Annotated in this window: 13 protein-coding genes; 3 read left to right on the top strand and 10 right to left on the bottom strand. The window is 70.9% G+C overall.

Features of this window, described 5'->3' with window-relative positions:
* Positions 1–95: 95 nt before the first annotated feature.
* Entirely contained in the window at positions 96–2,186 is a 2,091-nt protein-coding gene (locus GGD89_RS10115) for an aminopeptidase P family protein (RefSeq protein WP_343058579.1), read from the top strand.
* Between the two features lie 15 nt (positions 2,187–2,201).
* Here the strand turns inward: GGD89_RS10115 and GGD89_RS10110 are convergent, their stop codons facing one another.
* The 4 genes from GGD89_RS10110 to GGD89_RS10095 all read right to left on the bottom strand — a co-directional run bounded on the left by GGD89_RS10110 (position 2,202) and on the right by GGD89_RS10095 (position 4,539).
* Positions 2,202–2,465, bottom strand: a complete 264-nt coding sequence (locus GGD89_RS10110) for a hypothetical protein (RefSeq protein WP_184044783.1) — start codon at positions 2,463–2,465, stop codon at positions 2,202–2,204.
* A gap of 92 nt (positions 2,466–2,557) precedes the next feature.
* Complete coding sequence (locus GGD89_RS10105; RefSeq protein WP_184044781.1) at positions 2,558–3,382, bottom strand: alpha/beta fold hydrolase; 825 nt, start codon at positions 3,380–3,382, stop codon at positions 2,558–2,560.
* A gap of 42 nt (positions 3,383–3,424) precedes the next feature.
* The gene (locus GGD89_RS10100; RefSeq protein WP_246423031.1) at positions 3,425–3,763 is read right to left on the bottom strand and encodes an AzlD domain-containing protein; all 339 of its coding nucleotides are present in this window, start codon (positions 3,761–3,763) and stop codon (positions 3,425–3,427) included.
* A complete protein-coding gene (locus tag GGD89_RS10095) occupies positions 3,763–4,539 on the bottom strand; it encodes an AzlC family ABC transporter permease (protein ID WP_184044778.1) in 777 nt (258 codons plus the stop codon). Before GGD89_RS10095 ends, GGD89_RS10100 begins: the two co-directional genes overlap by 1 nt.
* Positions 4,540–4,789: 250 nt before the next feature.
* Here GGD89_RS10095 and GGD89_RS10090 point away from each other — a divergent pair, with 250 nt between their 5' ends.
* Positions 4,790–5,428 (top strand): MBL fold metallo-hydrolase, encoded by a 639-nt coding sequence (locus GGD89_RS10090; protein WP_184044774.1) that lies wholly within the window; start codon positions 4,790–4,792, stop codon positions 5,426–5,428.
* 32 nt (positions 5,429–5,460) lie between these two features.
* Here GGD89_RS10090 and parA read toward each other — a convergent pair whose 3' ends face one another.
* The 4 genes from parA to GGD89_RS10070 form a co-directional block, all read right to left on the bottom strand.
* Positions 5,461–6,114: a ParA family partition ATPase gene (parA, locus tag GGD89_RS10085; RefSeq protein WP_184044771.1), complete on the bottom strand. Its 654-nt coding sequence runs from the start codon at positions 6,112–6,114 to the stop codon at positions 5,461–5,463.
* Between the two features lie 290 nt (positions 6,115–6,404).
* A complete protein-coding gene (locus GGD89_RS10080) occupies positions 6,405–7,322 on the bottom strand; it encodes a DUF1848 family protein (protein WP_184044768.1) in 918 nt (305 codons plus the stop codon).
* Entirely contained in the window at positions 7,319–8,632 is a 1,314-nt protein-coding gene (locus GGD89_RS10075) for an MFS transporter (RefSeq protein WP_184044765.1), read from the bottom strand. The genes GGD89_RS10080 and GGD89_RS10075 overlap by 4 nt, the downstream gene beginning before the upstream one ends.
* Positions 8,629–9,249: an SH3 domain-containing protein gene (locus GGD89_RS10070; protein ID WP_246423025.1), complete on the bottom strand. Its 621-nt coding sequence runs from the start codon at positions 9,247–9,249 to the stop codon at positions 8,629–8,631. The genes GGD89_RS10075 and GGD89_RS10070 overlap by 4 nt, the downstream gene beginning before the upstream one ends.
* A 382-nt stretch (positions 9,250–9,631) precedes the next feature.
* Here GGD89_RS10070 and GGD89_RS10065 point away from each other — a divergent pair, with 382 nt between their 5' ends.
* Positions 9,632–10,618, top strand: a complete 987-nt coding sequence (locus GGD89_RS10065) for a 2-hydroxyacid dehydrogenase (RefSeq protein ID WP_184044762.1) — start codon at positions 9,632–9,634, stop codon at positions 10,616–10,618.
* 69 nt (positions 10,619–10,687) lie between these two features.
* On the opposite strand, the gene GGD89_RS10060 is transcribed toward GGD89_RS10065, so the two are convergent.
* Together GGD89_RS10060 and GGD89_RS10055 are read right to left on the bottom strand one after the other, a co-directional pair.
* Positions 10,688–11,554 carry an ABC transporter permease subunit gene (locus GGD89_RS10060; protein WP_184044760.1) on the bottom strand — a complete coding sequence of 289 codons (867 nt, stop codon included), beginning with the start codon at positions 11,552–11,554 and terminating at the stop codon, positions 10,688–10,690.
* 1 nt (position 11,555) lies between these two features.
* Positions 11,556–12,470, bottom strand: coding sequence for an ABC transporter permease subunit (locus tag GGD89_RS10055; RefSeq protein ID WP_221238411.1), 915 nt, complete (start codon positions 12,468–12,470; stop codon positions 11,556–11,558).
* Between the last annotated feature and the right edge of the window lie 7 nt (positions 12,471–12,477).

The raw sequence follows: 12,477 nt of genomic DNA, 5'->3' as shown, positions 1-12,477 counted from the left end.
GGGAGGGCGGCGCACGGCGTTGGGGCGTTCGGGGCTGGACTTTCGCCGGTCGACCCGGTTCCTTGGGGACTTTCCCCAACGCGGAGGATCCCGGTGTGATCGAGGGGCTGCTGGACGATGGCGCCGATCCGGCGCGGATGGAGACCGAGGTGGAGGCGGCCCTGGACGCCCTGTGGTCGCGGCTGCCGAGGGGGGGGGAGCAGGGAGGGCGAAACAAGGATGACCTGCGGGCGCTGATGGCCGGACTCGCCGCCGCTCCGGCGGGGGTGGACGATGCCTGGATGGAGTTGGTGACCCCGGGGCCTCGGGATCCCGACCTCGACGGGATCGTGCGCGCGGCGCGACGGGCCATGGCGGCGCGTCTGGCGACCGCGACGCAGGACCCGGTCGACGGCCGCCTCAAGCGTCTGCGCCGGGCGCTGGACGGCATGGGGATGCATGGCCTGCTGGTGCCCCGGGCCGACGCCCACCAGGGTGAGTTCGTGGCCGGCGATGCCGAGCGGCTGGCCTGGCTGACCGGGTTCACCGGCTCGGCGGGGCTGGCGGTGGTGCTGCGGGATCAGGCCGCCGTGTTCGTCGACGGGCGCTACACCTTGCAGGCGGCGGACCAGGTGGACACCGGTCGCTGGTCGGTGGTGCCATTGGCCCGCACGTCGGTGGGCGAGTGGCTGGGATCCGCCCTGCGCGCGGGCGACCGCCTGGGGTTCGATCCCTGGCTGCATACGCCGGCCGAGGTGGAGCGTCACGGGACGGTGTGTGCCCGGGCGGGGGCGCGGCTGGAACCCCTGGCCGTCAATCCCATCGACACTCTGTGGCGGGCCCGCCCGCCCGCGCCGCTGGGACCGGTGGTGCCCCATCCGTTGGAGATGGCCGGGCGGCCGAGCGCCGACAAGCGCGCCGAGATCGCCGGCCTGTTGCGCCAGAAGGGCATGGCCGCCACGGTGATCACCGATCCGGCGGCGCTGGCCTGGCTGCTGAACATCCGGGGCGCGGATGTGCCGTTCTCGCCGGTGCCGCTGGGGTTCGCGATCCTTCGGGACAGCGGGCGCGTGGACCTGTTCCTGGAGGCCCGCAAGATGACCGCCGCCGCCCGGGCGTCCCTCGACCCGGACGTGACCCTGCGTGAGCCGGGGGCGCTTGGGGCGGCGCTGGACGCGCTGGGGGCGAAAAAGCGGTCGGTGCTGCTGGACAAGGACGGGTGCGCGCAGTGGATCAATCTCCGCCTGACCGCCGCCGGAGCCCGGGTGCGTCTGGACGATGATCCCATCGCCCGCCCCAAGGCCCGCAAGACCGTCGCCGAACTGGACGGCGCGCGCGCTGCCCACCGGCGCGATGGCGTGGCCATGGTCCGCTTCCTGTGCTGGCTGGACGCCGAGGGACCGGCGGGCCGGCAGACCGAGCGCTCGGCCGCCGCGCATCTTCGCGACCTGCGCGCCGAGGGCGCGCGCTATCGCGGACCCAGCTTCGAGACCATCAGCGGCGCCGGCCCGCATGGCGCGGTGGTCCACTACCGGGTCACGGCCGAGACCGACCGGCGTATCGAGCCGGACATGCTCTACCTGGTGGACAGTGGCGCCCAGTACCAGGACGGCACCACCGACGTGACCCGCACCGTGGCCGTCGGCGCGCCCACGGCCGAGCAGGCGCGCCGCTTCACCCAGGTGCTGAAGGGGCACATCGCCATCGCCACCGCCGTCTTCCCCAGGGGCACCACGGGGACCCAACTGGACACGTTGGCGCGGCTTGCCCTGTGGGCCGACGGCGTCGATTTCGAGCACGGCACCGGGCACGGCGTCGGTAGCCACTTGGGCGTCCATGAAGGGCCGCAGCGCATTTCCAAGCGGCCGTCCACCGTGGCCCTGGAGCCGGGGATGATCGTTTCCAACGAACCCGGATACTACAAGACCGGCGCCTTCGGCATTCGCATCGAGACCCTGGTGGTGGTCACCCCTGTGCCGACGCCGGACCAGGGCGAACACCCGCTGTTGGGGTTCGAAACCCTGACCCTGGCGCCCATCGACCGGCGTCTGATCGACCCCGCGCTGCTGACCGGGGCCGAGCGTGATTGGGTGGATGCCTACCATGCCCGCGTGCGGGCCGAGATCGGTCCCCTGGTCGACGATCCGACGCGGGCCTGGCTGACCGAGGCCACCGCGCCGCTGGACGGCGGTCCAGCGGCGGGTTGACCTCGGCCGGTCCGATCAGGACCCGCCGTTGCCGAGGAACACGACGCGATAACAGCCCATCCGGCCGCGCTGCGCGTGCTGGCGGGCCAGGTCGGCCCCTTCCTCGATGGCCGTGCCGGCCATGCCTTCGACGGTGGACTCGTTGGCGACGGAGCGCATCACCTTGGTGGTCGCCGCCTCGCAGGCGTCGAACGAATCGTAGCGGAAAAACATGTAGGCATGGGCCACCACCAGCACGATGACGACGACGCCCACCAACTTCAGCAGGAACGACAGCATGGTTGAGTCTCCCCTCGGACAGTCATGAACACGACCCGGCGCCCGGGCGCCGGAGCCGCTTCACTCTGCTGAGTTTTATGGCGGCATGATGGTCATGCCCGCATCAGCGGACCCTGGAGGAAGGCACGGATGGCCTCGATCACGGTCGGTCGCGCCTGGTGATGGGGCACGTGGCCGCAGGCGGGAATCAGCAGCGGGACGGCCGGACCGCCCGTGCCCTCGGCGATGGCCGTCACTTGGGCCGGGGAGCCGTACTCGTCGTCCGCCCCTTGCACCACCAGCAGCGGACAGTGGATGAACGGCAGGCGGTCGCGCATGTCCCAGGCGGCGAAGGGGGGGGCCAGCCATGTCGCGTTCCAGCCCCAGAACACACCCTCCGTGTTGGGGCCGTGCCAGCGTTCCAGGCGCGGTTTCAATCCCCCCTCCTGGTATGCGACCCGGGCGGCGCGGATGCCGGCGAGGGTGATGTCCTCGACCATCACATGCGCGGCTTCCGTGACCACGCCGCGGAGTCCCGGCGGCCGCGTGGCGGCGTGCAGCAGGGCGATGGAGCCGCCGTCGGAGTGGCCCACATGGATGAAGTGTTCGATCCCGGCCGCGTCCAGGACCTTCGGCAACACCCGTTCGCCCTGCTCCTCCAGGTATTCTACCGGGCGCGGTCCGTGGGGCAGGGGATCGGCGCCGCCATGGCCCTGGCGCTCGTAGACGAAGCCGGGCAGGCCCGTGACCCGGCACAGGGCCTCGGGAAAGTCCTTCCATAGGCCGATGCTGCCCAGGCCCTCGTGCAGGAACACCAGCACCGGCGCATTCGCCGGGGCGCTGACCGGGCGCAGCCACCGGGCCGGCAGGCGAACCCCGTCGATGGTCAGCACCTGGTCCTCGGTTTCCAGGGAAACGATCCCGGCATCTGGTGTCATGAGAACGAAACCTACGTAGGCGTATGGAGTCGCCGCAAGCTATCACGCCAGGGCCGAGAAGATCCACAGGGCCACCATGCCGGCCACCAGGGTCACCACCACCCGGCGGCTGGCCACGGCCACCGCCGCCGCCACCAGTCCGGCGGCGGGCTGGGGCCACGACCACGCCGGGGTGAACAGCACATCGGCGCGCAGCAGGGCGGGGGTCACCAGGGCCGCCAGCACGGCCGGCGGCACGTAGCGCAACGCGCGGCTGAGCCAGTCGGGCACGCTCCATGCCCCGGCGGTCTGGATGAACGACGCACGCAGCACCCAGGTGCCCAGGCCGCAGGCGAGCAGCAGGCCCCACAGGACGGGCGTGGACAGGGGGGAGTCGAACATCACGCGTCGCCCTTCCCGGTGAGCGGGTGGGGGGCGGTGGCGCGCCGGGCCCGCCGCCGTTCGGCGTGCACCCCCCAGGCGATGCCCGACACCGCCGCCACGATCAGGCCCAGGTTGTACGGCAGCCCGGCCAGCAGCACCGCCACCGTACCCCCAACCAGGGCGGCCTCGCCCGTCGGGCGGTCGCGCACAGCCGGCACCAGCAGCACCAGGAACACCAGCGGCACGGTGAACTCCAGTCCCCATTCCGGCGGCACCCGCGCCCCCACCAGCAGGCCGACCAGCGTCATCCCCTGCCACACCACCCACAGCGGGATGGCGGTGCCGAAAAAGAACCACGCCCGATGCGGCTGCTCCGGGGCCTCGGTGAAGCGCGTGACGGACAGCGCGAAGGCTTGATCCGTCAGGATGTAACTGGCCAGGGCGCGCCGCCAGGCCGGCTCGCCGCGCAGGTGCGGGGCCAGGGTGGCGCTGTACATCACCATGCGCAGGTTGATGACCAGCACCGTCAGCAGGATCACCGGCGCCACCGCGCCGCTGCCCAGCAACTGGGCGAAGGCGATCTGCGAGGCGCCGGCGAACACGATGGTGGCCAGGCCCATGGCCTCCACCAGCGACATGCCGGCCTCGCGCGCCGCGAAGGCCGAGACCAGCGCGAACGGGATGACCCCCGGCATCATGGGCATCACCGCGCGCACGCCGCGCAGGGCCACGGCCCGGCGCGAAAGGCGCGGCGTGTCGGCGGGGCTGGCGGGGGCGGGCGAGGGGACTGTCATGGGGCGCGCGATCCGGTGGTGACCGGGGCGCCGGACACGGATCGGCCAGCCCCCCAGACTGCGGACGTGTAGAGGCCGGCGGCGCCCCGCACAACCAAACTCTTTTCATGGCAGGGATGAGGGGGGTTTGGTCTCGCGCCCTGTCACGGGGTCCGCGCCCTCTTGCCCCCGGCCGATACTCGCGCTAGAGGGGCCTTGGCGGGCCGCCATTCCGCGGGCCCGACGACCGGATACGAGGAAAGGAACCCCCATGGCCCTTGGCGTCGTCGTCATCCCGGTCACCCCGTTTCAGCAGAACTGTTCCCTCGTCTGGGACGACGCGACCATGACCGGGGTCCTGGTCGATCCCGGGGGCGAGGTGGATCGCCTGACCGCCGTGGCCGCCGACAAGGGCGTCACCCTGGAGAAGATCCTGCTGACCCACGGCCATATCGACCACATCGCCGGGGCCGGCGCGCTGGCCCGGGATCTGGGGGTGCCCATCGAGGGGCCGCACCGCGAGGACGCCTTCTGGATCGATCAGTTGCAACCCCAGGCGCGCTTTTTCGGGTGGCCGGACACACCGGAACCCGTCCGCCCCACCCGCTGGCTGGATCAGGGCGAGACCGTCACGGTGGGTCGCCTGACGCTGGACGTCCTGCATTGCCCGGGGCACACGCCCGGTCATGTGGTGTTCTTCGAACCAGAGGCGCGGGTGGCGTTCGTCGGCGACGTGTTGTTCGCCGGATCGGTGGGGCGGACGGACTTCCCGCGCTCCGATCCGCCGGCCCTGATCGAGGCCATCAAGACACGGCTGCTGCCGCTGGGAGATGATGTGACCTTCGTGCCGGGGCACGGGCCGACCTCGACCCTGGGGCACGAGCGCCTGACCAACCCCTATCTGCGCTGACCGCCGTCGGCGCCGGTGGTGCCGCCCGGTGTTCACCGCCGCTTGTCGCGGCCCTTCAGGGTGGCGATCACCTCGGTCGCCAGCGCGTTGATCTCGCTGGCGGCCGTGGAGCGGGGCTGATGCTCGACCACGCCCTTACCCTCCATCATGCTGGCGGCGAAGGCCACCCGGTTGCCCAGGCGCGTGTGGGCGACGGGCAGGCCCTCCTCCAGCAGCTTCTCCAGCATCGCCTCTTGCAGGCGCCCGCGTGGCGGCATGCGGTTGAGCACGATTAGGGCGGTGGTCTTTTCCTTCTCCGCCATGTCCACCGTGGGCCGGGTGGCCCACAGGTCCATGGGGCTTGGCTGCACCGGCAGCAGCACCATGTCGCCGGCGCGCACGGCGGCGCGGGCCTCGGTCTCGGCATGGGGCGGCGTGTCGACGACCACCATGTCGAAGCGACCGCGCAGGCGATCCAGTTCCGTCCCCAACCGCCAGCCCGCCACGTCCGACAGGTGCAGGTCGGCGCCGTTGGGATGGGCCTCGCGGCGCAGCGCGTGCCAGGCGGCGAGGCTGCGTTGCGGATCGATGTCCACCAGCGCGACGCTCATCTTGCGCCGCGCCCAGGCCACGGCCAGGTGAGCGGCGAGGGTGGTCTTGCCGGCGCCCCCCTTCTGCTGGGCTACGGTGATGATGCGCGCCGCCATGGGACGGTCCTCCCTGGATTGAGGAAACCTGGGTCACTCTCGCGGGAAATGGTAGTCCGAACGACGCGGGGCGGGAAGGGTGCGTGCCCCGACTGTCAACAGGAAATCATACCAGCGGCGGATGAGTGTGACTCATCCGCCCCCGGGCGCCTTGCAGGCGCCCGGATGGTCCAGATCTTGGCACCGGCCCACTCCCCCACCCGGCCACCCACAGCAGTATACTTGGGGTGGCCGGGTGGGGGAGTGGGCCGGCCACGGACTGCTACGGTCATTCTCAATGACCGTTGGTATCAGATCAGGCGCGGCGGGCCGGGTTCGGGTGGGGGATCGCGCCGGTCCAGGAAGGCGCTGGCCGGATCGTGGGCCGCGTGCCGCCGTTTCGCCAGGTCCTGGTCGCGGGTGGCGTAGCAATAGGCGCAGCCGTGCGGGCAGGTGTCGTAGGCGCCGATGTCGCGGCTTTCGGCGCAGCCACAGGGGCGGTGCGGCCGGGGACGCGCGGCGATGGGCCGGCCGGCGATGTCCGACAGCCGGGCGGCGTCCACGCAGGCGGCGGGATCCAGGCCCGGCATGTTCCGGCCCAGATCGGCCTGACCGCAGAGCGAGACCCGCATCCCCTCGGTCGCGGCAGTGGCCGCCAGATCGGCCAACAGCGCGCGTTTCTCATCGTCGGGGGGATCGCGCCAGGTGAAGCCGTGCCGGGCGGCCCGGTGGTCCAGGGTTCGGCGGCTCTTGGCGTAGACTTGCAAGACGGAAACCACCACCTCGTCCACCACGCCCCGCAACGCCCGGGCGTGCCGGGCAAAAGCCGCCCGGTGCCACTCCGGCGGCGTCAGGCTGGAGAACACGATCGGGTCGTGGCGCCAGACCACCGCCCGGGGGCCGTACCGGTCCCGCAAGGCGGCCATGGCGGCCAGCGCGCGGTCGGGCGGGATCACCGCGACGTCCAGGGCGCGGGGGTGGCCGAGAACGGTCATCTGCACCACGAACGGCTCGCCGCGCGCCGCCACGGCCTCCAGGGCATCGGCGAAGGGCAGGGGGTTGCGAGTCCAGAACACCCAGCCGTCCACCGCGCCCGGGGCCAGCGATACCCGTGCAGGCCGGCCACCGTAGGGATTGGTCACCCACGCGCACCCCGCCGCCAGCCGCGCCTGGAACCAGCGGGCGTAGAACGCCGGGATGTCGGTGCGGTAGCTGGCCGAGACGATCACGACGGTGGGCCGGCCGTGCTGTCGACCGGCCTCTCCTTGACGGTCAGCATCAGCAGCAGGCCGGGCACCAGGAACAGCAGGATCGACGCCATGCCCCAGCGCTGGCTGCCGGTCAGCAGCACGACCCAGCCCAGCACCAAGGGTCCCAGGAAGGCGGTGATGCGGCCGGACAGGGCGAACAGGCCGAACATCTCGGCGCGCAGGTCCTCGGGGGCGAGCCGGGCCATCAGGGTGCGGCTGGGCGCCTGCACCGGGCCGAAGAACACGCCCAGCGACAGGCCGAACACCCAGAACCAGAGCGCGGAGTCGACCAGCAGGATGGCGGTGCCGAAGGCGGTCATGCCCGTCAGCCCGATGAGCACCGTGTTGCGTGAGCCGATGCGGTCGTCCACCCAGGCGAAGGCCGTGGCGCCCAGGCCGGCGGCGACGTTCATGGCGATGCCGAAGAGGATGATGTCGTCGAAGCTCATGCCGAAGGTGCCGGCGGCGTAGATGCCGCCGAAGGCGAACAGGGTGTTGAGGCCGTCGGTATAGAGCATGCGCGCGATCAGAAAGCGCAGCAGGTTGGGGTCGCGGGTGGGCAGGGTGCGCACCGTCCGCCACAGGGTCGCGAGCCCCTCGCGGGCGGCGGTCGACATGGCGGTCGGCGCGGCGGGGCGGTACCGGTCGGGCACGAACAGGAACAACGGCCAGGCGAAGGCGGCGTACCAGACGGCGACCAGCAGGGCGGTGGCGCGCACCGGCTCCAGGGCATCGGGGCCGCCGTCCAGTCCGAAGGGGGCCGGGTCGGCCCGCACCAGCCCGAACAGGGCGACCACCAGCGCGCTCAGCCCGCCGGCGTAGCCCAGTCCCCAGGCCCAGCCCGAGACCCGCCCCAGCCATCGGGGCGGCGCCACGTCCGGCAGCAGCGCGTTGTAGAAGACGATGCCGACCTCGAACCCGGTGTTGGCGATCACCACCAGCACCAGTGCCAGCAAGGCGAAGGCGGGATCGGGTTCGATCAGGAACAGCAGCCCGGAGGCGACGATGGTTACCACCGAGAACACCGCCAGCCAGGGCTTGCGGCCTCCACCCCGATCGGCGATGGCCCCCAGCAGCGGGCTCAAGAGGGCGATCAGCAGCCCCGACAGCGCCGTCGCCCAGGCCCAGAGCGTGGTGCCTTGCTCGGGCGTCTCGGCCACCGCCTTGGTGAAGTAGGCGGAAAAGACAAAGGTGGCGATGACCGTCGGAAAGGCCGAGTTGGCCCAGTCGTAGAGGCACCAAGCGGCGGCCGGGAGCAGGCGGGGCCGCGCGGTGCCTGGCGAGGTCATCGGTCCACGTACTCCCCGGGATAGACACCCCAGAGCGTCATGCGCGGCAGCCAGCCCTGGAAGCGCGCCGCCTCCACCCGGCAGTGCTCGTGCTCCAGCGGGCATTGCAACAGCTTGACGACCACCCGGGGCTCCACCTCGGCGATGCCGTCCGCGGTGGCGTCCGGACCGCGTAGCAGGATCTGGTTGGTCTGTCCCATGACCACCGCCATGCGCTGCCCCGACAGCATCGCCCGATGCACCCAGCCCTCGGTGCCGTCGGGATCGCGGACACGCCGCCAGTCCTCGGTTTCCTGGGTGATCTCCATGGGCAGGTGGCGGCGCTGGTATACCCAGGACACGGGATACCGGGTGCCGGGTCCGGTGCGCAGGTTCACTTGATCCGATTTCAGCGACACGAAGCGCGGCAGCGGACGTCCGCTGGCCCCGACCATCGGCGCGCCGTCGGCGGCCGCCGGCACGTCGCCGGCCACGTCCTGGGGCGGGTCGGCCGTCTGGGCCAGGGCGGGCGCCGTCGCCAGGGCCAGGATCAGCAGCATCGCAGCCGCCGCCCGCCGGCCGCCTCCGAAGGTCGGCGCCACGCCGCCGGCGGCGCGTCGCGATGATCGGCAGGTCATTCCTCGCGCACCCGAGTCAGTGATGGATCCGGAAGGCTCTCCACCCAAGGACCAGCGAGACTGGTCGGTGAAGCCCAGTGCAGCCCCGGCACCGCCTCGCGACGCCGGGTGGTGACATCCGGGCCCCCGCAAGGCACCCGGCGGCGGATGGAGCACACCCGCCTACCGCTGGTATTATAGGGTTGTCCGCCGACCGGCGGTCAAGCGCCGTGCGGTCCTCCGAGGAGCGCCGCTCCCGGGGCCGGAGGCATGCGCCCCCCCTGGACATCCGGGCGGGGAAGTCGGTACACAGGGGGCCGAGGGAGGGAGGGTTCGTGCCGGTACCAGGGCAGGCCGCCGCTCGCCTTAAGACCCGAGAGATCGCTGGGAGAGGACTGTCAGCATGCCCAAGCCCAAACCCCTGGTGGTGGTGACCCGCAAGCTTCCTGACGTCATTGAAACCCGCATGGCGGAATTGTTTCAGGTCCGGCTGAACGAGGACGACCACCCGTTTTCTCGGGACGAGCTGTTGGCCGCCATGGCGGAGGCCGACGTCCTGGTGCCGACGGTCACCGATCGACTCGATGCCTCCGTCCTCTCCCAGGCCGGCGCCCAACTGCGGTTGATCGCCAACTTCGGCACCGGGGTGGACCATATCGACGTGGCCACCGCCCACCAACGCGGCGTTACCGTGACCAACACCCCCGACGTGCTGACCGAGGACACCGCCGACATGACCATGGCGCTGATCCTGGCGGTGCCGCGCCGGCTGGTGGAGGGCGAGCGCCTGTTGCACAGCGGCGACTGGGCCGGCTGGTCGCCGACCCACATGCTGGGCCATCGCATCTGGGGCAAGCGGCTGGGCATCCTGGGCATGGGCCGCATCGGCCAGGCGGTGGCGCGGCGCGCCAAGGGCTTCGGCATGGCCATCCACTACCACAACCGCCATCGCCTGCACGAGAGCATCGAGACGGAGCTGGAAGCCACGTACTGGGAGAGCCTGGACCAGATGCTGGCCCGGGTGGATGTGATTTCGGTGCACTGCCCGCACACCCCGGCGACCTATCACCTGTTGTCGGCGCGGCGTCTCAAGCTGATGCAACCGCATGCCTATATCGTCAACACCGCGCGCGGCGAGGTGATCGACGAGAATGCCCTGGTGCGCTTGCTGGCCGCGGGCGCGCTGGCCGGCGCCGGCCTGGACGTGTTCGAGCACGCCCCGGCGGTAAACCCCAAGCTGCTGGGGTTCCCGAATGTGGTGGCGATCCCGCACATGGGCTCGGCGACCATCGAGGGGCGTGTCGACATGGGCGACAAGGTGCTGATCAACATCAAGACCTTCGCCGACGGCCATCGTCCGCCGGACCGGGTGCTGCCGAATCTGCTGTAGGCCGGGAGAGGGCCTGGCCGGGCGCCCCCGTCCGGCGAGCGATCGACGCCCAGGGATGCGCGCGCGCCGTCAGGCGCGGCGCCCGGTCGCGTGTCGTCCCTTGTCCTCCGCCAGGGCCTGACTCACGGCCCGGTCGCGCTCGCGCTCCTGACGCCACAGGATCCAGGCGGCGATCAGGATCGTGACCGTCGCCAGAATCACCAGCAGCGTGGCCAGGGCGTTGATCTTGGGCGAGATGCCCAGGCGCACCGACGAGAACACCACCATCGGCAGGGTGGTGGACGACGGTCCGGCGACGAAGCTGGCGATCACCAGGTCGTCCAGGGACAGGGTGAACCCCAGCAGCCAGCCGGACACCAGCGCCGGCATCAGCATGGGCAGGGTGATCACCAGGAACGCCTTCAGGGGCCGCGCCCCCAGGTCCATGGCCGCCTCCTCCACGCTGCGGTCGAGCCCGGCCAGACGCGCCCGCACCACCACGGTGACGTAGGCCATGCAGAAGGTGGTGTGGGCGATGGTGATGGTGTCCACGCCGCGCCCGGCGGGCCAGCCGATGGCGGTTTCCAGCGCCACGAACAGCAACAGCAGCGACAGGCCGGTGATGACCTCGGGCATGACCAGGGGCGCGGTGATCATGCCGGTGAACAGCAGCCGACCCCGGAACCGCCCGAAGCGCACCATCATCAGCGCCGACAGGGTGCCCAGCACGGTGGCGATGGTGGCGGAGAACACGCCGACGCGCAGGCTGACCAGGGCGGCGTCCAGGATCTGCTCGTCCCGGAACAGCTCGGCGTACCATTTTGTCGAGAACCCGCCCCACACCGTGACCAGCCGGCTTTCGTTGAAGGAGTACAGGATGAGCAGCAGGATCGGCCCGTAAAGGAACGCGAAGCCGAAGGCCAGGGTCGCGATCAGGAAGGGGGAGCGTCGCTGCATCCTACCCGGCCTCCGTCCGGTCCGCGTGTTGCTGCTGGTGGTGCTGGAAGATGACGATGGGCACCACCAGGAAGACCAGCATGGCGATGGCCACCGCCGAGGCCACCGGCCAGTCCCGGTTGCTGAAGAACTCGCTCCAGAGGACCTTGCCGATCATCAGGGTGTCGGCGCCGCCCAGAAGGTCGGGGATGACGAACTCGCCCACCGCCGGGATGAACACCAGCATGGATCCGGCGACGATTCCCGGCAGGGACAGCGGCAAGGTCACCGTCAGGAAGGTCTTGAACGGCCGGCTGCCCAGGTCGGCGGCGGCCTCCAGCAGGGAGACGTCCAGCTTCTCCAGCGTCGCATAGAGCGGCAGGACCATGAACGGCAGGTAGGAATAGACGATGCCGACGTAGAGCGAGACCTCGGTGTTGAGAAGCGGCAGCGGTTCGTCGATCACGCCCAGCGCCATGAGGGCATTGTTGATGAGGCCGTTGTTCTTGAGGATGCCGATCCAGGCATAGACGCGGATCAGGAACGAGGTCCAGAACGGCAGGATCACCAGCAGCAGGAACACCGACCGCCACGGCGGCGTCGAGCGGGCGATGGCGTAGGCCATGGGGTAGCCGATCAGCAGGGCGATGACCGTGGACACCAGGGCCACCTTCAGGGAGGTCAGGTAGGCCGTGATGTACAGCGGATCGTCCAGCAGGAACAGGTAGTTGCCCAGGGCCAGCTTGAGATGCAGGTAGCCGCCCTCCAGCCAGGTCACCAGTGGCGTGTAGGGGGGCACGCCGAGGCGGAACTCGGCGAAGCTGATCTTCAGGACGATGATGAAGGGCAGCAGGAAGAACAGCAGCAGCCATCCATAGGGTGTGGCGATCACCAGGCCCCGGCCGAAGCGCGCGACCAGACGCTGGATCGGGGTCAGCGGCCGG

Source organism: Roseospira visakhapatnamensis, from assembly GCF_014197915.1.
Taxonomy (GTDB): Bacteria; Pseudomonadota; Alphaproteobacteria; order Rhodospirillales; family Rhodospirillaceae; genus Rhodospira; species Rhodospira visakhapatnamensis.
The sequence above is the reverse complement of the archived record's forward strand: the minus strand, read 5'-3'. Positions and strand labels throughout refer to the sequence as shown.

Coding starts and splice junctions, on each gene's coding strand:
- GGD89_RS10110 (WP_184044783.1), bottom strand. CDS start 2,465: ATGCTGTCGTTCCTGCTGAAGTTGGTGGGCGTCGTCGTCATCGTGCTG.
- GGD89_RS10105 (WP_184044781.1), bottom strand. CDS start 3,382: ATGACACCAGATGCCGGGATCGTTTCCCTGGAAACCGAGGACCAGGTG.
- GGD89_RS10100 (WP_246423031.1), bottom strand. CDS start 3,763: ATGTTCGACTCCCCCCTGTCCACGCCCGTCCTGTGGGGCCTGCTGCTC.
- GGD89_RS10095 (WP_184044778.1), bottom strand. CDS start 4,539: ATGACAGTCCCCTCGCCCGCCCCCGCCAGCCCCGCCGACACGCCGCGC.
- GGD89_RS10090 (WP_184044774.1), top strand. CDS start 4,790: ATGGCCCTTGGCGTCGTCGTCATCCCGGTCACCCCGTTTCAGCAGAAC.
- parA (WP_184044771.1), bottom strand. CDS start 6,114: ATGGCGGCGCGCATCATCACCGTAGCCCAGCAGAAGGGGGGCGCCGGC.
- GGD89_RS10075 (WP_184044765.1), bottom strand. CDS start 8,632: ATGACCTCGCCAGGCACCGCGCGGCCCCGCCTGCTCCCGGCCGCCGCT.
- GGD89_RS10070 (WP_246423025.1), bottom strand. CDS start 9,249: ATGACCTGCCGATCATCGCGACGCGCCGCCGGCGGCGTGGCGCCGACC.
- GGD89_RS10065 (WP_184044762.1), top strand. CDS start 9,632: ATGCCCAAGCCCAAACCCCTGGTGGTGGTGACCCGCAAGCTTCCTGAC.
- GGD89_RS10060 (WP_184044760.1), bottom strand. CDS start 11,554: ATGCAGCGACGCTCCCCCTTCCTGATCGCGACCCTGGCCTTCGGCTTC.